Genomic DNA, 19791 nt, shown 5'->3' with positions numbered 1-19791 from the left:
TATCTTTTTTTTTGAATTATCCAATTGTGGAAAGTACTTTTGCTTAAAGTAATTAGTTTTTATGCCTAAAGTTTTAATTGTAGTTAATGTTGATTGGTTTTTTATTTCACACAGATTGTGTATTGCTGAAAAAGCGGTTGAGTTGGGTTGGCAGGTTTTAGTAGCAGCCGAAGACACCGGTAGGTCAAATGAAATTATCAATAAGGGGATAACTTTTATTAACATGTCTTTTTCTCGTTCAGGAACTAATTTTTTGCAAGAAAGTAAAACCCTTATGTTATTTTATAAGTTATATAAAAAGGTTAAGCCAGATATTATTCACCATGTTACACTTAAACCTGTTATTTATGGAAGTGTTGTCTCAAAATTGTTAAAGGTAAAGGGAACTTTAAATGCTATTAGCGGTTTGGGGTATAACTTTACAAGTAATCGGCAAGGTTTGGTTCAAAAAGTTATGATTAGACTAATGAAATATGGTTTTAACCAAAATAATCTAAGTATTATTTTTCAAAATCAAGATGATTATCAAGAAACTTTAAAATTGGGTATAATTTCTAAATTTAATACGATTAATTTTATAAAAGGATCTGGTGTTAATCTATATGAGTTTAACTATTCTAAACCATTTAATAATGGTAAAATTGAAATATTGTTGCCCACCAGAATGCTTTGGGATAAAGGAGTTTCAGAATTAAGAGAAGCTACAAAAATTTTAAAAGATAAATATAGGGGTAAAGTTTTATTTGTATTAGCGGGTTTAGCAGATAATGACAATAAAGCAGGTGTACCAGAAGATTATTTGAAAGATTGGGAAGAAAAAGATTATGTTAAATGGATTGGGTATAATAAAGATATGGTTAACATTTATAAACAATCTGATATAGTAGTTTTACCGTCTTATAGAGAGGGAATACCAAAATCATTAATTGAAGCGTGCGCAGTTGGTAGACCTATAGTAACAACAAATGCAATAGGTTGTAAAGAATGTGTAGATGAAGGGAAAAATGGGTATAAAGTTCCTGTAAAGTCAATTTTGGAACTTGCTATAGCAATTGAAAAACTCATACTTTCTGAGTCTGATCGATTGAGAATGGGAAATTATTCTCGAAATAAAGCAGAAAAAGAATTTTCCCAAGAGATGGTTATTAATAAACATTTAAACATTTACAAAGAACTTTATGAAAAATAAATTTCTCGTCTCTGGTGCTACTGGTTTTGTTGGTAAAAATCTAAAGGCATATCTAAATAAGAAAAATATAAAGGTTATAGGTGTATCTAGAGAAGAGAATTTGATTGAAGGCATAGTATCATACAAAAACTGTGATATAAGCCTCTTTAGTAATTCAGAAGCTTTTATACATTTAGCTGGAAAAGCACATGATTTAAGAAAAGTTGTTTCTGCTGATGAATATTATGAAGCCAATACATACTTGACAATTAACTTATTTGATAAATTTTTAAATAGTGATTGTAAAGTATTCGTCTATTTAAGCTCTGTTAAGGCTGTTGCTGATAGAGTTGATGGATTTTTAACTGAGAAAGATATACCAAACCCTATTACTGCTTATGGAAAATCTAAATTAAAAGCAGAAGAATACATTTTATCCAAAGTAATATCAAAAGAAAAACGAGTATATATTCTTAGACCATGTATGATTCACGGGCCAAATAATAAAGGAAACCTAAATTTATTGTATCAGATTATACAAAAAAGAATCCCTTATCCTTTAGGTAAATATATAAATAAGAGATCTTTTCTATCAATTGAGAACTTATGCTTTATAATAGAAAAATTAGTTGAGTACGTCCCTAACTCAGGAGTTTATAATGTTGCTGATAATGATGTTATTTCTACTAAGGAATTAGTTAAGTTAATTGGAAAGGCATCTAACAAAAGAGTATTAATTTTAAATATCCCCAAAAATATAATTGGTAAATTAGTATTTATAGGAGAAAAATTTGGACTTCCATTTAATACAGAAAAACTTGAAAAACTTACTCAAAACTATTGTGTTTCAAACGCTAAAATCAATATGGTTTTAGGCGAAGAGCTACCATTAAATTTATATGAAGGATTAAATAAAACAATTAGTTCATTTAAGGATAAAAATCATAATGGTTAATAATATAATTATATTCGTTTTACTTTTTGTAACAGAAGTTTTTTATTTAAAAATAGCTGCTCATAAAGGTATAATAGACTCTCCTAATCATAGAAGCGCTCACACTAAACCAACTATCAGAGGAGGTGGTATTATATTTATTCCAGCAGTTCTACTATTCTTGTTGTTTTTCCCAGAGGAATCAACTAATTATTATTTTATTACATCTGTATTATTAGTTTCGACTATTAGCTTTATTGATGATATAGTTAGCCTTTCAACCTACATTAGAATGCTAATTCATTTTATTGCTTTTACTGTGATTTTTTATCATTTGAATTTTTTTAATGATCTATCAATAGTTAGTATTGGACTTATTTTTTTAAGGTATATTTTTTCGTTAGGTTATTTAAATATATATAACTTCATGGACGGGATTAATGGAATAACTTTTTTAAATGCACTTATTTCATATGTTACTTTTTATATATTTAATGTTTATATATTTAAATTCACAAATTCAAGTTTGTTAATAATTTTAATCATTTCAACACTGATTTTTGGGTTCTTTAATTTTAGGTTAAAACCAAAATGTTTTGCTGGCGATGTAGGAAGTATTACTATTGGTTTCACGATTGTTTATTTTCTAATAAAGTTATTTTTTGTTTCTAATAATTATATTGTTTTCCTGCTATTAGGAGTTTATCTTCTTGATGGTGGTTGGACAATTTTTGAAAGAATAGTGAGAAAAGAAAAAGTTTTTGAACCCCACAAAAGGCATTTGTATCAATTGTTTGCGAATGATTTAAAAACGCCTCATTTAAAAATTTCGGTATATTATTGTATTCTACAATTAGTTTTAAATGTTTTAGTCATGTTTTTTTTGATAACTACCAAATCAAATAACCTTTACAAAACATTATTTATTTTGTTTTTACTTTCTATTTTCTATTTCTTAATAAAAAATAAAGTTTATAAAAATATTAAGTGACATAATTAAAATGTGATGAAAATCAATATTGGACTCTCTGATTCTCATCTTAGTGGGAAAGAATACAAATATATTAAACAAGCGTTAGATGCTAATCAGGTGTCTAATTATGGAGAGAATATCAGTTGTTTAGAGAAAACCTTAGAAGCTTTTTTAGAAAAGAATTATAAAGTAGCATGTTTATCCTCTGGAACAGGAGCTATACATTTAGCATTAATTTTGGCGGGTGTAAAGAAAGATGATGAAGTTCTTTGTCAAAGTATGACATTTTCTGCATCTGCAAATCCGATTTTATATTTGGGAGCAAATCCTGTTTTTATTGATAGTGAAAACGAAACGTGGAATATGTGTCCAAATTACTTAGAAGAAGCAATAGAAGATAGAATTTTTAAAAGTGAAAAACCAAAGGCAATCATAGTAGTTCATTCATATGGTATGCCAGCAAAAATAAGTGAAATCGTTGCAGTTGCAGAGAAATATGAAATACCCTTAATCGAAGATACTGCAGAAGCCCTAGGGTCTTCATATAAAGGACAAAAGTGCGGAACTTTTGGAGATTTTGTTATACTATCGTTTAATGGAAATAAAATTATTACAACATCTGGAGGAGGAGCATTAGCTACAAGAGATAAAGAAATAAAGAATAAAGCTATTTTTTTGGCTACCCAAGCAAAGGAAAATGCTCCTCATTACCAACACTCAGAAATAGGATACAATTATAGAATGAGTAATATTCTAGCAGGAATTGGAAGGGGGCAAATGGAAGTAATAGATAAACATATTTCACTTAGAAGGAGTATGAATATATTTTACAAAGAAATTTTTAAAGATGTAAAAGGAGTATCAGTTTTTCAAGAACCAAATACAGATTATTTTTCAAATCATTGGTTAAGTTGTATCTTAATCGAAAGTAAAATTACAGGATTTACTCGTGATGATTTAAGAATAGAATTATCAAGAAAAAATATTGAATCAAGACCACTTTGGAAACCCATGCATCTACAACCAATTTTTAAAGATTATCCGTTTTACGGCAGTAATGTCTCCGAAAGCCTTTTCAATAATGGGCTATGCTTACCATCAGGATCTAATCTTACAAAAAAAGAAAAAGCATTAATAGCAAAAACGATATTAGATTATATAAATCATTAAATTTGTATTTAAGTTAGAGTACGTTTTATGCTAAAAGACAGTTTAGGAAAAATAAAGGAAACATTAAAATTATTCTTAAAGTATACTCCTTTCAATTTTAGTTTTGCAAATATTGGATATATCCCAAGATGGTTAGTTTTTTGGTTTGATCTTCAAATTGCAGCAATTGTTTTGGTTATCATAGGCCTGATAACGAACAATTTTACACTTACATTTTTCAATAGAGAGTTTCTTCCAGAATTTTGTGTTGCTCTTTTAAGTACTTCATTTTGTTTTATTGTCTTTAAAACGTATATAGGTTTAATAAGGCATTCTAGCTATATTGATGCTGTAAAATTATTTTTTGCTTCTTTTTTCTCGGCAGCAATTCTGTTCTTAGCAAATTTCATAATTTTTAAATTAAAAGGCTTTTATTTATATGAGCCTATTTTTTTAATATTATTTGCCTTAGGGCAATTTGTGGGATTATTTTTATTTAGAGCTCTTATAAAACAGGTTTATGCTAGTTTTCTTAACAAAAATGATTCAGAATATGAAAAAGTATTTGTTTTAGGTATTTCTCAAAACTCAATATCAGTTGCAGTGGCAATAGAAAATGAGCTTCCAAAAAGATTTAAAGTATTAGGTTTTTTAGATAGTGATGAAAAGATAGGTAACAAGCGAATTTTTGGAATGCCAATATTAGTACTTAAACGCAAAGCCCATGTTTTAATTAGAGCACATAACGGTGTTGGTTTGATTGTATTGGAAAATGACCTGAAAAATGAAGAAAACATAAAACATATAGAAGATTGTATTGAGCATAATTTAAAAATATACAGAGCACCTTCAATATCAGAGTTCGATTTAAACGAAGGTATTAATAAAAGTATTCAAAATATTCAAATTGAGGACTTGTTAGAGCGAAAACCTATTAAAATAAGCAATAATGAGATTTTAGGATTAATAGAAAATAAAACAGTATTTGTAACTGGCGGGGCTGGGTCAATAGGTTCAGAAATTGTACATCAATTGTGTAAATATAAACCTAAAAAACTTGTTGTACTAGACCAAGCTGAAACACCACTTCATAGTTTAACTCTTAAAATAAAGAAAGAGTATGGTGAGCTAGACTTTATACCCATTATATGTGATATAAGAAATAAGGAAAGTTTAGACTATTTGTTTAAAACATTTAAACCACATATTATATATCATTGTGCTGCATATAAACATGTTCCTATGATGGAAAAAAACCCATCTGAAGCTGTATCAGTAAATATTATGGGAACTAAGGTATTAACTGATTTGGCATCTAAATACGGAGCAGAGCGTTTTGTAATGATTTCTACCGATAAAGCGGTTAATCCAAGTAATGTTATGGGGGCTTCTAAGCGTGTTGCCGAAATGTATGTTCAGTCATTCCATAGTTCTTCATATAATAAAACTAAGACTAAGTATATTACTACTAGGTTTGGAAATGTTTTAGGTTCAAACGGTTCAGTAGTACCGTTATTCAAAAAACAGATTGAAGAAAACGGTCCAGTAACCATTACTCACCCAGATATTATAAGGTATTTTATGACAATTCCTGAAGCATGCCAATTGGTTATGGAAGCAAGCTCCATGGGAACAGGAGGGGAGATTTTTATTTTTGATATGGGTAAAGCTGTCAAGATAATTGATTTGGCTAGAAAAATGATTCGTTTAGCTGGATTTATTCCTGAAAAAGATATTAAAATTAAATCTATTGGATTAAGACCTGGGGAAAAGTTATATGAAGAGTTACTTAACGATAAATCTGTTACCTTACCGACTTATCATGAAAAAATAATGATAGTAAAAGAAAGTAATGATGAATACGATTATGTTAAAAAGGAAGTAGATAAGATAATAAAAGCAGCGCAGGAGTATCAATCTACGGATATTGTAAAAAAAATAAAAAAACTTGTACCAGAGTATAAAAGTTTAAATTCAAGTTTCGAAAAGTTAGATAAATAGTTTTATTTCCTCCCTGTTAAATAGTTTTACGTCGTATATTTTAAGTTATTTGTTTGACTTTCAATTTACTTTTCTATTTTTACCCAAAGCTTTACAAAAATTATGAAAACAATATTAATAACAGGTGCGGCGGGTTTTTTAGGCTCTCATTTATGTGATCGTTTTATAAAAGAAGGCTATAAAGTTATTGGAATGGATAATTTTATTACTGGAGATAAAAAAAACATAAGCCACTTATTAGATAATCTAAATTTTCAATTCATTAATCACGATGTTACAGAATATATAGCTATAGATGAAAGTGTTGATTATATTTTACACTTTGCATCACCAGCAAGCCCTATTGATTACCTAAAAATACCTATACAAACACTTAAAGTAGGTTCTTTAGGAACTCATAATTTATTAGGTTTAGCAAAGGCTAAAAATGCTAGGATTCTTATTGCTTCAACATCAGAAATTTATGGAGATCCATTAGTACACCCTCAAACTGAAGATTATTATGGAAATGTAAATACAATAGGCCCTCGCGGTGTTTATGATGAAGCAAAACGTTTTCAGGAATCTATTACTATGGCATACCATACATTTCATGGGGTAGAGACCAGAATAGTTCGTATTTTTAATACTTACGGACCAAGAATGAGGCTTAATGATGGTAGAGTTATTCCAGCTTTTATGGGTCAAGCACTTCGTGGTGAAGATTTAACTGTTTTTGGAGATGGTTCTCAAACAAGATCGTTTTGCTATGTAGATGATCAAGTTGAAGGTATTTATAGGTTATTATTAAGCGATTATGCTAAACCAGTAAATATTGGTAATCCACATGAAATATCTATCAGCGATTTTGCTGAAGAAATAATAAAGCTAACAGGTACGACTCAAAAAGTAATTTATAAAGATTTACCTGTTAACGACCCTATGCAGCGTCAACCCGATATTAGTCTTGCTAAGAAACTACTGGGTTGGGAACCAAAAGTAGGACGAGAAGAAGGTATGAAAATAACGTTTGATTATTTTAAAAGCCTAACTGAAGATGAACTTTATAAAAGCGAGCATAAAGATTTTTCTGGGTTCATAAATAAATAATTGGCCTATGGAATATAAACGCGGAAGATTTTCGTGGTTATTAAGACCTCTGCTAATTGTATACGATATATTTATTATCAATCTTTTTGCTCATTATTTGTTAGATTTAAATGATGGCAACTTATACTTTTTTTCGTTAGAAATACTAAATAATAAAGAATTACTTTACATAATATATTCTATTATATTTTGGATAGTATCTACTGCTTTTCTAAAATTTTATGATGTATATCGATACACATCATTCCTAAACATTATATCATTATTATTTAAACAACTTCTAATTTTTATTGTAAGCGTTTTTGCTTTTATTGGCATATTTAGAAGTATAAATATACAAGCATTTGTTGTTTTTAACTATATCTTATATACTTTCATAGCTATTGGATTTATTAAAGTAATTAGCTTTTTAATATTAAAAAGCTTTCGTGCCTATTTAAATGGGAATATCAGAAAGATTGTAATTATTGGATATGGAAAAAATGTTGAAGACCTTATCCATTTTTTTACTACTAAGAAGGAACTAGGTTATATTATAAAGGCAACTTTTAGTGATAATAATTCTGAAAATGTAACAGGCACTATAAAGGATAGTTTTAATTTTTTAAAGAATAACGAATCCATAGATGAAATTTACTGCGCTATTGATCAATTATCAGATCAGCAGGTTAATCAATACGTAAAATACGCCAATATAAACCATAGCAATATTAAGTTTATACCTAAAACTTCTAAGCTTTTTACAAAAAAGCTTAGAGCTGATTATTATGCATATCAACCCATTTTATCAATACAAGAAGGACCTTTGAGTGATGATTTTAATAAGTTCATAAAACGAGGTTTTGATGTTTTATTTTCTTTATTCACTATAACATTTATTCTTTCGTGGCTATCCGTTATTTTATTTATTTTAATTAAGTTAGAATCAAAAGGGCCGTTATTTTATAAACACAAGCGAAATGGAATTGATTATAAAGAGTTTGATTGCTATAAATACAGATCTTTAAAAACCACGGAAGAAGTAAAAGGAACTTACGTAAAACCACAAGACCCTAGACTAACAAAAATCGGAAAGTTTCTTAGGAGAACCAATATGGATGAACTGCCCCAATTTGTAAACGTTTTAATAGGGGAAATGAGTGTTGTTGGTCCAAGGCCACATATGTTATCCTACACAGATGAATATTCTAAAGTGATAAACAAATACAATTTTATATACAGGCATCATATAAAACCAGGGATTACAGGGTTAGCTCAAGTTAGCGGATTTAGAGGAGAAGTTGAAACTGATAATGATATCATTAATCGAGTTAAATACGATAACTTTTATATTGAAAATTGGTCTATACTCTTAGATTTAAAGATTATTTTTCAAACCATAGCAAATATTATAAAAGGAGAAGAAAAAGCCTATTAGATTTGAAGTTTTTAGTTTCTATAATCACACCAATGTACAACTCTGAAAATTTTATTTTAGAGACTATAAACAGTGTAATTAAGCAGACATATAAAAACTGGGAATTGATTCTAATAGATGATTGCTCTAAAGATAACACACTTCAAAAAGTTAAGCCCTTTTTATCAAAATATTCAAATATTAAATTAATTAAAAACGACAAAAATCTTGGCGCAGCAATAACTAGAAACAAAGGGATTGAAGTTGCAAAAGGTAGTTACATTGCTTTTCTTGATGGTGATGATTTATGGAAACCTCATAAATTAGAAGTTCAAATTGCTTTCATGAATGCTAACAAATACGCCGTTTCATATAGTAGTTATGAACAAATAGATGAAAACGGAAACCCTTTAAATAAGTTAGTTAAGGCATTGCCTAATCTGCCTTACAATAAATACTTAAAGAGTAATTATATAGGTAATTTAACTGGAATGTATTCTGTGGAAATACTTGGAAAAATAAAAGCTCCCAATTTACGAAAAAGGCAAGATTGGTTATTATGGTTATCTGTTATTAAAAAAGCTGGACAACCTGCTTACGGAATTGAAGAATCTCTGGCATATTACAGAGTTAGAGAAAACGCCATGTCGTCAAATAAATTTGAATTGATTAAGCACAATTATTGGGTTTATAAAAAGGGTTTGGGATTTTCTACAATAAAATCAATTTACTTTATGATTGTTTTTTTAAAAGAGCAATTTTTTGTAAAATCTAAGCTTATAGTTTCTATAAATAAGACTTGAATTGTTTTAATTTCCCTCTATTCGAGCGATCTAATTTTTCTTGTCTTTCAAAAATAACATTCAAGTTTGGTTCTAAATATTTAGAAATTGCGATTTGCACATTATTTTTTTCGTTCTCAGAAAGTTCAGTTTCGCTAATATAAATTATCTTAAAAGTATCTGATTTTAGCTGTTGAATAACGAATTCTTTTACATTTCCACTATCTTCAATAACAGTTTTTGTAACATAATAAAAGGTTAATCCAGCAGATTTTTTTCCACTAGGCAAAAGAACAATATCATTTGTTCGTCCAATTAACTTTTCTAGAATTGGTTTTTGTATTGTACTTTTTTTTGAGAGTATTCCAATATCTCCTAAATCATATCTTATAAATGAGTGAGCCTTGTTGTAAAGAGATGTAATTACAATGCGACCTTCTTTTCCGTAAGGCAAAATATTATTCTGTTCGTCTAAAATCTCAACAAACAAATCTTCACTATTAATTACCCATTCGTTTTTTAAATTCTGAAAAGCAATTAACCCCAATTCGGCAGCACCATATTCGTTAATAACAGGAATACCAAATTGCGTTTCTAGAAGAGTTTTATCTTCTTCAAATAACATTTCAGAAGTCACAATACAAGCTTTCAAAGAAGGACAAATTGAGTTAAGGATACTATTTTTTTGTTTTAAATATTTAGCAAATTGAACAATAACACTTGCATAGCCATTTATATAGTCGAAAGAAGTATTTGTAAACTTTTCTATATTTTTTTCGAATTGAATATCGCTTAAATCAAAAACAGAAAACCGAAATCTATTTCCTAATCTATCTTTAAAGCGCTCTTTGTAGTAGCCTTTTTTGTCCAATGGAATTCCATAAAACCGAGCTTGTTTGGCACGATTTAAGTTTAAATTAAACCAATTATATCTATCAAAAAAAATGGCCCAAGTTAAAGCATGAGAAAACTTATCTTTAGCAAAAATAAATGGAGTCCCTGATGATCCTGAGGTTTTATTCAAATGAATATTTTTTGAATGAAATCCATCAGAAAGTCTATTTACTAAAGGTTGTTGTAAATCACTTTTTGTCATTACGGGAATAGTTTCCCATTCCAATGGATTTGTATTTTTAGCAAAGGATTTATAAAAGGAGTTGTGTTTTAAATGATAAGCTACAATGTCTTGCTTTTTCGATTTAATGTAATCTTTGAGCTCGTCATCATTTTTATTTTGAATTGTCTTTAAGTGCTTTTTAGCTTTGGTTATAGGAAAGCCATTAAATTTTAACGAAAGATTAAATAAATTCAAGATAAAGGATAATTTTCTGTAAAGTAAATAAAAAATATTCGTGTTTTAGAAGCATTAATTTTATTTTTGCCATGCATTAAAAATAACACTCATGAATATTCTAATTCTTGGTTCTGGCGGTAGAGAACATACCTTTGCATGGAAAATAGCACAAAGCCCTTTATGTAAACAATTGTATGTTGCTCCAGGTAACTCAGGAACTGCCTCAATTGCAACAAATGTTAATATTGGAGTTAATGACTTTGAGGCTATAAAAGAATTAGTTTTAAAAGAAAATATAGATATGGTTGTTGTGGGGCCTGAAGACCCTTTGGTTAATGGCGTACACGACTATTTTTTGAATGATGACGCTATAAAACACGTTTCAGTTATTGGTCCTCAAAAGTTAGCCGCAGAGTTGGAAGGTAGTAAGGAATTCGCAAAAGAATTTTTATACCGTCATAATATCCCAACAGCAGCATACGAGAGTTTTACTAAACAAACCGTAGAAAAAGGGTATGCGTTTTTAGAAACTTTAAAACCTCCTTATGTTTTAAAAGCAGATGGTTTAGCAGCAGGAAAAGGAGTTGTTATTTTAAATGACTTAGCCGAGGCCAAATCAGAATTAAAAAGCATGCTTGTTGATGCTAAATTTGGAGATGCCAGTACTAAAGTAGTTATTGAAGAATTTTTAGACGGGATAGAACTAAGTTGTTTTGTGTTAGCAGATGGAGAAAACTACAAGATTTTACCAACCGCAAAAGATTATAAGAGAATTGGCGAAGGCGATACTGGTTTAAATACAGGAGGTATGGGAGCAGTTTCTCCAGTACCCTTCGCAACAGATGCTTTTTTAAATAAAATAGAAGAACGCATTGTAAAACCAACTATTAACGGTTTTAAAAAGGATAATTTACCTTACGTTGGTTTCGTATTTATTGGATTGATTAAAGTTGGAGACGACCCAAAAGTGATTGAGTACAATGTAAGAATGGGAGATCCAGAAACTGAAGTAGTTCTACCAAGATTAAAAAATGATTTTGTTGAAATTCTTAAAGCTATGGCTAATGGAACTCTAAATGAAATTGATATAGAAATTGATGAGCGTGCTGCAACAACCATCATGTTGGTGTCAGGTGGCTACCCTGAAGCATACGAAAAAGGAAAGGAAATAACAGGCCTTAACAAAATCGAAGATTCAATTCCATTTCATGCAGGGGCACAATTACAGGACAATAAAATAGTAACTTCAGGTGGGCGCGTTATGGCCATTACATCATATGGGAACAGTTACCAAGACGCTATAAAAAAATCTTATCAAAACATAGAAAAACTACATTTTGATAAGATGAATTATCGTAAAGATATTGGATTCGATTTATAAAAAAGAGTGTGAAGATATGCTTTTATCTTCCTCATTATTGTTGTCAAAAATTCTAAGTTGCATCATCCAGTAAACCATGGCAACAAATCCTACTAAAAGGAATAACCAAGAAACGGTATTTGCTGCAAACCAGTTTTCAAGTTCTAGTGCTCTTAAAGCGTCATAAGGTGCAAAAAGCACATCAACAAATAAATCTTGTATTGCGTAAAAGAAGTCTTTCATAGTTAGTATATTTACAATGCAAAAATACAAAAACAGTTAATGATTACAAGTATTTTTAGTAAATCTAAACCAATAAATTTTATTATTGTCTTTTTCATTACGCTATTGGCGTTTGTAATTGCAAGAATAGGTATAGATACAATTGAATTTACAGGGCTTTTTATTCTCAAACAACTCACTTTATTTTTCTTATGTTACATATCTATTTTGCTCATTAATTTTATAGTAAGTAAGAATAGCTTGAGCAAGAATACTAATTATGAAATTCTGTTATTTAGCTTATTTCTACTTGCATTAAGTCAAACAACAACAAATGTAAACATCCTGTTTTCTAATTTTTTTGTTTTGTTAGGTTTACGTAGAATTATAAGTATACGCTCTCAAACAAGTTTGGACAAAAAGCTGTTTGATGCCGCTTTCTGGATAGCTATAGCAGCACTATTTTATTTTTGGGCAATTCTGTTTTTTCTTCTAATATTTGTTTCATTGTTATTACATACCGATAATAAAATAAATCATTGGCTTATACCCTTTACAGGTGTGCTAACTGTTTTTGTTATAACAACAAGTTTATCGGTAATTTTTAATGATAATTTTTTTGGCTTTTTTAAAAATTTACCCGAAGTGAGTTTTGATTATAGCAACTATAATTCGCCTAAATATTTAATTGCGATAACGGTACTTTTGTCTTTTGGATGTTGGTCATCATTGTTTTACATAAAAAGTATTAAACAGAAAAAGAAGGCTTTTAGAGCGTCTTTTAATACTATTTTGGTAACGGTTTTAATATCTTTTGTAATAATTGTTTTTTCACCAAAAAAAGATGGAAGTGAATTTCTCTTTATGTTTGCGCCGTTATCAATTATAATTTCGAATTACATAGAAATTATTGAAGAAAAATGGTTTAAAGAGGTTTTTCTATCGGTGTTAATTTTAATGCCTTTTGTTTTATTATTGTTGTAGTTTTTCTCCAAATGCTAAATCGCCCGCATCTCCAAGACCAGGCACAATATATCCCTTATTATTTAAGGTGTCATCAATAGTTGCAATCCACAAATGAGTATCTTTATTAAAGTTTTGCTCAACAAATTCAACCCCATCTTTAGCGCCAATAACACTTATTAAATGTGTTTCTTTTGGTGTTCCAAATGGTTTTAAAGCTTCAAAAGTAGCCAACATAGATTGTCCTGTGGCTAACATGGGGTCTGCTAAAATTAAAGTCTTGTTTTCTAAATTCGGGCAAGCTAAATATTCTACGATAATCTCAAAACTTTCAGGGTTATGTTTGTGATGCCTGTAAGCAGAAATAAAAGCATTTTCAGCTTTATCAAAATAGTTAAGTAACCCATTATGAAGCGGAACACCAGCCCTTAAAATAGAACATAAAACAATTTCATTTTCTGGCAAATCAACATTACATTTACCTAAAGGCGTTTCTACCGATGATGATATATAATTAAGGGTTTTACTCATTTCATAACCTAAAACTTCTCCAATACGCTCAATATTTCGTCTAAAACGCATACTATCTTTTTGGATGTTTTTATCTCTTATTTCAGAAATAAAAGTATTTAATAAAGAGTTTTGAAGCGATAAGTTATGAATATGCATAGTACAAGTTTTGTAATAGTAAAGTTAACTAAATATGAAGTATATTTATACCCTAAATTAAATAAGTATGTTTACCAATAAAGCCAATAAAATATTCCAAGATGTTATAGAAAAATATCATGTTGTTAATACTGTAGATCAGCCTTTTAAAAATGCTTATCCAGAAAGTAACTTAATCGAACATTTACTCTACAGAAAATGTTGGATTGATACAGTACAATGGCATTATGAAGATATTATTCGAGACCCAAATATTGATCCCGTAGCAGCATTAACCTTAAAGCGACAGATAGATGCATCTAACCAAGATAGAACAGACATGGTTGAATACATTGACAGCTATTTTCTAGAAAAATATAAAGCTGTAACTCCTAAAAACGATGCAACAATTAATACGGAAAGTCCAGCTTGGGGTGTTGATAGATTATCAATTTTAGCATTGAAAATTTACCATATGAATGAGGAAGCTACTCGTAATGATGCTTCTGCTGAGCATAAAGCTGCTTGTCAAAAAAAATTAGACATATTATTAGAACAACGTGTGGATTTATCAACAGCTATAGATACACTTTTAAGCGACATAGAAAAGGGCGACAAATACATGAAAGTTTACAAGCAGATGAAAATGTACAATGATGATGAGTTGAATCCAGTACTTCGTTCTCAGAAATAGAATTCCTGTAAAAGCAGGAATCTCAATTTAAGTTGAGATGCCAAAACAAAAACATATTTTAGTTATCCGTCTCTCAGCCTTGGGAGATGTTGCTATGACGGTACCTGTATTAAAAATACTCAACCAAAATTATCCTGAATTAAAAATAACAGTTTTAACACGTGCTTTTTTTAAACCTCTATTTAGAGATTTAAAAAATACAACTGTTTTTTCTGCCGAGGTTAAAACGAAACATAAAGGTATTTTTGGCTTATATAAACTTGCTAGACAAATTAGCAAAGAGAATAAATTTTATGTTATTGCAGATTTACATAACGTTTTAAGGAGTAAAGTACTAAAAAAATTCTTGAGGTGTAAGCGTTTTATATCGATAGATAAGGGAAGAGCAGAAAAAAGAGCCCTAGTATCTGGAAAAATAGTTAAGCAGTTAAAAACAACACATCAAAGATATGCTGATGTATTTGAGGCCTTAGGTTACAAAATAGACTTATCTAAACCTATATTCTTAGATTCAGCTGTTTTAAATAATAAGGTTTTATCACTTGTTGGTGAAAAATCGGAAAAGCGAATTGGAATTGCACCATTTGCTGCACATAAAGGAAAAATGTATCCTTTAGATTTAATAAAAAAAGTCATTGAAGTACTTTCAGAAAACTATCAAATTCTTTTATTTGGCGGAGGGAAACAAGAGGTTGAAATTCTTAATAAATTTGAAGTTGAATATAAAAACACGCTTAATCTAGCAGGAAAATTGTCTTTTAATGAAGAGCTAGATGTTATTTCAAACTTAGATGTTATGTTGTCTATGGATTCTGGAAATGGCCATTTGGCGGCTATGTTTGGAGTAAAAGTGGTAACTATTTGGGGAGTAACGCATCCTTATGCTGGTTTTTCACCATTTAATCAGCCTCAAGATTATGCATTGATACCAGATTTAAAAAAGTTTACTAAAATCCCAACATCTGTTTATGGCAATAAATACCCTGAGGAATACGAAGAAGCCTCAAGAAGTATTTCGCCTGAAGCTGTGGTGAATAAACTAAAATCTATTTTGTAGTTGCTAATTAAACATCATCATAATCAACAGCGATAATAGGTGTTGTTGGATGTGCTTGACATGTAAGTACTAAACCTTCAGCAATTTCACTTTCAGTTAAAATATTGTTTTGTCTCATCGTAGCGGCACCTTCTGTAATTCTAGCCAAACAACTGCTACAAATACCACCTTGGCAAGAGTAAGGCGCATCTAAATCCTCATCAAGAGCAGCTTCAAGAATAGTTTGTTTTTGGGCCATTTCAAAAGTACTCGATTCTTCATCAACAGTAACTGTAATTTTAGTTTTCCCAGAAGCTACATTGGTTTCACTTACATCTTCAGATTTTGCTGCTTTAAAAAGCTCAAAATGAATACGGTTTTCATCAATATTGTGCTCAGTTAAAACGTCTTTTACTGTATGAATCATAGCCTCAGGACCACAAAGATAAAAGGCATCAACATCTATATGTTTATGCTTGTTTTTAACTACGTAATTTACAGTGCTTTTTTCAATTCTACCAAAAATAGAATCTGTTTCATCTTGCTGGCTAAACACAAATTGAATAGAAAAACGGTCTTTATATTCATGTTGCAACTCCAACAATTCGTTAAGAAACATGGTCTCTTTAGTTGTTTTATTTCCGTAAACTAAAATAACTTTGCTGTACACTTCTTCTTCAAGTGCACATTTTATGATACTTAAAATGGGGGTTATTCCACTTCCTGCAGCAAATAATGCGATGTTTTTGGTTTTCGAATCGTTTGGTGTGAAAACAAACCTGCCTTTTGGTGCAGCAACTTCTAAAGTATCACCAACTTTTAAAGTGTTGTTTGCATAAGCAGAAAACGTACCGTCTTTAACTTCTTTTACGGCTACTTTTAAATCGCCACTTTTTGGAGACACGCAAAGCGAGTAATCTCTTCGCACTTCATTTCCGTCTATTTCAGTTTTTAAGGTAATGTATTGTCCTGCTTTAAAAGAAAATTCATCTTTTAAATTTTCAGGCAAATTAAAGCTAATACTAACCGATTTATCGGTTTCTCTTTTTATGTTTTTAACAGATAGTTTGTGAAATGACGACATGTAAAAATTATTTTCAGCAAAAATAGTGAAGACGTTACATTCTGAGGAATTTTATTTAAGAAATATTAGAACGCTTATACCTAACAAATTTTGAGTTTAGCTTTGAAAAACAAAAAATATATTTAAACTTGTAACAAATATTATATAATTAGCACTAATACATAGAATTTTAAATATAGCATTAACCATAAAAAAAGTTGAAAATGAAAAAAGTATTATTTGTATGTTTATTTTTAGTTGCATCAGCAACACAAGTTCAAGCACAAGAAGACAATTTAGATTTTAAGAACGAAACCATTGAGTTTATAAAATTAACAGGAGCTACTGCCGCTTTTGAAAATGCTATTTCTCAAATAGGTGCTATGGTATCTGCAGAAAATAAAGAGGCTTACACAAAAGAAGCCAATGCTACTTTAGTTGGGCTTTATGATAAAATGGCAGGATTGTATATGGAAGAATTCAATCAATCTGAAATAAAAGAGCTTGTTGCATTTTACAATACAGATTTAGGAAAAAAACTTGCTGAAAAACAACTAGGTCTTACCCAAAAAGCAATGATGTATGGGCAATCTTGGGGTATGGAAGTTCAAGGTATTGCTACTAAGTACAAATAATATTTCGTTCTGAGCAAAAAAGTCGAAAAGCTAATTAATCGATTTTTAAAATTTTCTAACCAAAAACCATCAATAAAATCATGATAAAACGATTTTTAAGTCTTGAATGGAAATCATTTTTTAGATCAGCAAGTTTTGGTAAAAGCTTAGGTATCAAAATATTCATGGGCTTTATGGCTCTTTATTTTTTAATCATCTTTTTAGTTCTGGGGGTTGTACTCTATCCAGCGTTAAATAAACTCTATCCAGAACAAGACCCATTAATAGTTTTAAATGGTTTTTTGTTTTATTGGATTTTAGGAGATTTAATTTTCAGGTTCTTTTTTCAAAAACTACCAGTAATGAGTGTTAAACCATTACTAACGCTACCCATAAAAAGAAGCACTGTTGTAAATTATGTTTTAGGAAAATCGGCATTATCGTTCTTTAATTTTTTGCCCTTATTTGCCATAATCCCATTTGGTATAACACTTATAGTTAATGATTATCCTGCAGGAATGGTTCTGGTTTGGATGCTAGCTTTATTAATTACTACTTTAATAATTAACTTTTTAAATTTTATTATTGAGAGCTTTTCTGCTGAAACAGAATTGTCATTTTTACCAATAATTTTGTTAACAGGCGGGTTATTTGCTCTTAATTATTTTAATATAATTTCTTTTACAGATATAGTTGGAAGTAGTTTTAATGGCATTTATAACTCACCTGTTTTAATAATTATTCCTGTATTAATCTTAATAGGGTTATATCTTTTTAACTTTAAACTTTTACGCAAGAAACTATTTTTAGATAGTGGACTAAAAGAAAAAGTAAAAGAAGTAAATGCATCAAACTTAGAATGGACCAAAAGCTTTGGAGATATTGCCCCGTTTATGCAGCTCGATTTGAAACTTATTTGGCGAAACAAAAGGACTAAATCTTCCGTATGGATGCTAGCTATTGGTTTGTTATATGGACTATTTTTCTACCCACAGCCTTTATATCAAGACAAAACGTTTTTCTTCATTTTTATTGGAATATTCTCTACCGGAATTTTTCTTATAAACTTTGGTCAATTCGTTCCAGCTTGGGATAGCGGTTATTATAAGCTATTAATGAGTCAAAATATTAAATACGAACAATACTTAAAATCTAAGTTCACCTTAATGGCATTAAGCGTTGTTATACTGTTTGTTTTGGGAGTTCCATACGTATATTTTGGATGGAAAATTTTATTTGCACATTTTGCTGCAGCTATTTACAACATTGGTATTAATACGCATGTTATTCTTTGGGGAGGCTCATTTAATAGAAAAAAGATTGACTTAAGCCAAAAAGCAGCCTTCAATTATCAAGGCACAGGTGCAGTGCAATGGCTAATAGGTATTCCATTACTTCTGTTGCCCATGATTATTTTTGCGCTTCTTAATTGGTTATTAAGCTTTGAAATTGCTTGTATTACGCTTATAGTAATGGGGGTTTTTGGTATTGTTTTTCACCAAAAACTTATGAAGAGTATAACGGCAAAATATTTAGAATCAAAATATAAAATGATTGATGCTTTCGAGCAAAATAATTAAAACATAGAATCATGATAACTTCAGTTAATTTATCAAAAAAATATAGTGGAAATCAAGTACTAAAAATAGACTCATTAGATATTCCTAAAGGGCAAAGTTTTGGCTTAGTTGGTAATAATGGAGCTGGAAAAACCACATATTTTAGCTTGCTTTTAGATTTAATACAGCCTACAACTGGGCATATTACAAGTAATAATGTTCAGGTAAACAAAAGCGAAGATTGGAAACCCTTTACTTCAGCTTTTATAGATGAAAGCTTTTTAATTGGGTATTTAACTGCTGAGGAGTATTTCTATTTTATTGGGGAATTGAGAGGACAGAATAAGGCAGATGTAGATAAGTTAGTGTCTCAGTTTCAAGATTTTTTCCATGGAGAAATTTTAGGTCAGAAAAAGTTTTTACGGGATTTAAGTAAAGGAAACCAAAAGAAAGCTGGCATTGTAGCTGCATTAATTGGAAACCCAGAAGTTGTAATTTTAGATGAGCCCTTCGCCAATCTAGACCCTACAACGCAAATACGATTAAAAGGAATTATTAAAGATTTGGCCGAAACAAAAGGCGTTACTGTTTTAATATCAAGTCACGATTTAATGCATGTTACAGATGTTTGCGAACGCATTGTAGTTCTAGAAAAAGGAGAAGTTGTTAAAGATTTAGCAACAAGCGAAGCTACATTAAAAGAGTTGGAAGCTCATTTTGCTAATTAACAGATAATCTAAAAGTCTTTGCATTTCATAGGTTAATTCAAAAAGATGTTTATTTTTACGTCTATCATATAATAATAACAAGAGTTTACAGTTATTATTTAGACTAAAATAACCAGCA

Annotated in this window: 19 protein-coding genes; 15 read left to right on the top strand and 4 right to left on the bottom strand. The window is 29.8% G+C overall.

The features are described from left to right. Positions 1-61: 61 nt before the first annotated feature. From ABD939_RS08180 to ABD939_RS08150, 8 genes are all read left to right on the top strand, one after another. The gene (locus ABD939_RS08180) at positions 62-1189 is read left to right on the top strand and encodes a glycosyltransferase family 4 protein (protein ID WP_345166839.1); all 1128 of its coding nucleotides are present in this window, start codon (positions 62-64) and stop codon (positions 1187-1189) included. Continuing rightward, entirely contained in the window at positions 1179-2123 is a 945-nt protein-coding gene (locus ABD939_RS08175; RefSeq protein WP_345166836.1) for an NAD-dependent epimerase/dehydratase family protein, read from the top strand. Before ABD939_RS08180 ends, ABD939_RS08175 begins: the two co-directional genes overlap by 11 nt. Then, complete coding sequence (locus ABD939_RS15735; RefSeq protein WP_425550281.1) at positions 2116-3093, top strand: MraY family glycosyltransferase; 978 nt, start codon at positions 2116-2118, stop codon at positions 3091-3093. The genes ABD939_RS08175 and ABD939_RS15735 overlap by 8 nt, the downstream gene beginning before the upstream one ends. A gap of 15 nt (positions 3094-3108) precedes the next feature. Then, positions 3109-4245 carry an aminotransferase class I/II-fold pyridoxal phosphate-dependent enzyme gene (locus tag ABD939_RS08170; RefSeq protein WP_345166834.1) on the top strand — a complete coding sequence of 379 codons (1137 nt, stop codon included), beginning with the start codon at positions 3109-3111 and terminating at the stop codon, positions 4243-4245. A 27-nt stretch (positions 4246-4272) separates the two neighbouring features. Continuing rightward, on the top strand, positions 4273-6225 hold the full coding sequence (locus ABD939_RS08165; RefSeq protein WP_345166831.1) for a polysaccharide biosynthesis protein: 1953 nt from the start codon (positions 4273-4275) through the stop codon (positions 6223-6225). A gap of 102 nt (positions 6226-6327) precedes the next feature. Then, complete coding sequence (locus ABD939_RS08160) at positions 6328-7314, top strand: UDP-glucuronic acid decarboxylase family protein (RefSeq protein ID WP_345166829.1); 987 nt, start codon at positions 6328-6330, stop codon at positions 7312-7314. A 7-nt stretch (positions 7315-7321) separates the two neighbouring features. Next, positions 7322-8731 (top strand): exopolysaccharide biosynthesis polyprenyl glycosylphosphotransferase, encoded by a 1410-nt coding sequence (locus tag ABD939_RS08155; RefSeq protein WP_345166827.1) that lies wholly within the window; start codon positions 7322-7324, stop codon positions 8729-8731. Between the two features lie 2 nt (positions 8732-8733). Further along, positions 8734-9513 carry a glycosyltransferase family 2 protein gene (locus ABD939_RS08150; RefSeq protein ID WP_345166825.1) on the top strand — a complete coding sequence of 260 codons (780 nt, stop codon included), beginning with the start codon at positions 8734-8736 and terminating at the stop codon, positions 9511-9513. Here ABD939_RS08150 and ABD939_RS08145 read toward each other — a convergent pair. Further along, positions 9497-10804, bottom strand: a complete 1308-nt coding sequence (locus ABD939_RS08145) for a phenylacetate--CoA ligase family protein (RefSeq protein ID WP_345166822.1) — start codon at positions 10802-10804, stop codon at positions 9497-9499. The genes ABD939_RS08150 and ABD939_RS08145 overlap by 17 nt on opposite strands. 91 nt (positions 10805-10895) lie before the next feature. Between ABD939_RS08145 and purD the strand changes: the two genes are divergently transcribed. Next, positions 10896-12167, top strand: coding sequence for a phosphoribosylamine--glycine ligase (gene purD, locus ABD939_RS08140; RefSeq protein WP_345166819.1), 1272 nt, complete (start codon positions 10896-10898; stop codon positions 12165-12167). Here the strand turns inward: purD and ABD939_RS08135 are convergent. Beyond that, the gene (locus ABD939_RS08135) at positions 12162-12389 is read right to left on the bottom strand and encodes a DUF6341 family protein (protein ID WP_345166817.1); all 228 of its coding nucleotides are present in this window, start codon (positions 12387-12389) and stop codon (positions 12162-12164) included. The two genes, purD and ABD939_RS08135, sit on opposite strands and share 6 nt — an antisense overlap. Positions 12390-12428: 39 nt before the next feature. On the opposite strand from ABD939_RS08135, the gene ABD939_RS08130 reads away from it, so the two are divergent. After that, complete coding sequence (locus tag ABD939_RS08130; RefSeq protein ID WP_345166812.1) at positions 12429-13352, top strand: DUF6427 family protein; 924 nt, start codon at positions 12429-12431, stop codon at positions 13350-13352. Here the strand turns inward: ABD939_RS08130 and upp are convergent. Beyond that, positions 13341-14000, bottom strand: a complete 660-nt coding sequence (gene upp / locus ABD939_RS08125) for a uracil phosphoribosyltransferase (RefSeq protein ID WP_345166809.1) — start codon at positions 13998-14000, stop codon at positions 13341-13343. The two genes, ABD939_RS08130 and upp, sit on opposite strands and share 12 nt — an antisense overlap. Positions 14001-14067: 67 nt before the next feature. Between upp and ABD939_RS08120 the strand changes: the two genes are divergently transcribed. After that, positions 14068-14673 carry a DUF4254 domain-containing protein gene (locus ABD939_RS08120; protein ID WP_345166806.1) on the top strand — a complete coding sequence of 202 codons (606 nt, stop codon included), beginning with the start codon at positions 14068-14070 and terminating at the stop codon, positions 14671-14673. Positions 14674-14710: 37 nt separating this feature from the next. Then, a complete protein-coding gene (locus tag ABD939_RS08115; RefSeq protein ID WP_345166803.1) occupies positions 14711-15730 on the top strand; it encodes a glycosyltransferase family 9 protein in 1020 nt (339 codons plus the stop codon). A 7-nt stretch (positions 15731-15737) separates the two neighbouring features. On the opposite strand, the gene ABD939_RS08110 is transcribed toward ABD939_RS08115, so the two are convergent. After that, complete coding sequence (locus ABD939_RS08110) at positions 15738-16793, bottom strand: 2Fe-2S iron-sulfur cluster-binding protein (RefSeq protein ID WP_345166799.1); 1056 nt, start codon at positions 16791-16793, stop codon at positions 15738-15740. A 203-nt stretch (positions 16794-16996) separates the two neighbouring features. On the opposite strand from ABD939_RS08110, the gene ABD939_RS08105 reads away from it, so the two are divergent. From ABD939_RS08105 to ABD939_RS08095, 3 genes are all read left to right on the top strand, one after another. Beyond that, positions 16997-17407, top strand: a complete 411-nt coding sequence (locus ABD939_RS08105) for a DUF2059 domain-containing protein (RefSeq protein WP_345166796.1) — start codon at positions 16997-16999, stop codon at positions 17405-17407. A gap of 80 nt (positions 17408-17487) precedes the next feature. Next, positions 17488-18966 (top strand): DUF5687 family protein, encoded by a 1479-nt coding sequence (locus tag ABD939_RS08100; RefSeq protein ID WP_345166793.1) that lies wholly within the window; start codon positions 17488-17490, stop codon positions 18964-18966. Positions 18967-18977: 11 nt separating this feature from the next. Next, complete coding sequence (locus ABD939_RS08095; RefSeq protein ID WP_345166790.1) at positions 18978-19673, top strand: ABC transporter ATP-binding protein; 696 nt, start codon at positions 18978-18980, stop codon at positions 19671-19673. Positions 19674-19791: the final 118 nt, after the last annotated feature.

The sequence above is a fragment of the Algibacter aquimarinus genome, from assembly GCF_039543265.1.
Classification (GTDB): Bacteria; Bacteroidota; Bacteroidia; order Flavobacteriales; family Flavobacteriaceae; genus Algibacter_B; species Algibacter_B aquimarinus.
This window is presented reverse-complemented; position numbering and strand designations above follow the sequence as displayed.

Excerpts from the sequence above, each read along its gene's own strand:
- ABD939_RS08180 (WP_345166839.1), top strand. The coding sequence starts at position 62 with ATGCCTAAAGTTTTAATTGTAGTTAATGTTGATTGGTTTTTTATTTCA.
- ABD939_RS08175 (WP_345166836.1), top strand. The coding sequence starts at position 1,179 with ATGAAAAATAAATTTCTCGTCTCTGGTGCTACTGGTTTTGTTGGTAAA.
- ABD939_RS15735 (WP_425550281.1), top strand. The coding sequence starts at position 2,116 with ATGGTTAATAATATAATTATATTCGTTTTACTTTTTGTAACAGAAGTT.
- ABD939_RS08170 (WP_345166834.1), top strand. The coding sequence starts at position 3,109 with ATGAAAATCAATATTGGACTCTCTGATTCTCATCTTAGTGGGAAAGAA.
- ABD939_RS08165 (WP_345166831.1), top strand. The coding sequence starts at position 4,273 with ATGCTAAAAGACAGTTTAGGAAAAATAAAGGAAACATTAAAATTATTC.
- ABD939_RS08160 (WP_345166829.1), top strand. The coding sequence starts at position 6,328 with ATGAAAACAATATTAATAACAGGTGCGGCGGGTTTTTTAGGCTCTCAT.
- ABD939_RS08155 (WP_345166827.1), top strand. The coding sequence starts at position 7,322 with ATGGAATATAAACGCGGAAGATTTTCGTGGTTATTAAGACCTCTGCTA.
- purD (WP_345166819.1), top strand. The coding sequence starts at position 10,896 with ATGAATATTCTAATTCTTGGTTCTGGCGGTAGAGAACATACCTTTGCA.
- ABD939_RS08135 (WP_345166817.1), bottom strand. The coding sequence starts at position 12,389 with ATGAAAGACTTCTTTTACGCAATACAAGATTTATTTGTTGATGTGCTT.
- ABD939_RS08130 (WP_345166812.1), top strand. The coding sequence starts at position 12,429 with ATGATTACAAGTATTTTTAGTAAATCTAAACCAATAAATTTTATTATT.
- upp (WP_345166809.1), bottom strand. The coding sequence starts at position 14,000 with ATGCATATTCATAACTTATCGCTTCAAAACTCTTTATTAAATACTTTT.
- ABD939_RS08120 (WP_345166806.1), top strand. The coding sequence starts at position 14,068 with ATGTTTACCAATAAAGCCAATAAAATATTCCAAGATGTTATAGAAAAA.
- ABD939_RS08115 (WP_345166803.1), top strand. The coding sequence starts at position 14,711 with ATGCCAAAACAAAAACATATTTTAGTTATCCGTCTCTCAGCCTTGGGA.
- ABD939_RS08110 (WP_345166799.1), bottom strand. The coding sequence starts at position 16,793 with ATGTCGTCATTTCACAAACTATCTGTTAAAAACATAAAAAGAGAAACC.
- ABD939_RS08105 (WP_345166796.1), top strand. The coding sequence starts at position 16,997 with ATGAAAAAAGTATTATTTGTATGTTTATTTTTAGTTGCATCAGCAACA.
- ABD939_RS08100 (WP_345166793.1), top strand. The coding sequence starts at position 17,488 with ATGATAAAACGATTTTTAAGTCTTGAATGGAAATCATTTTTTAGATCA.
- ABD939_RS08095 (WP_345166790.1), top strand. The coding sequence starts at position 18,978 with ATGATAACTTCAGTTAATTTATCAAAAAAATATAGTGGAAATCAAGTA.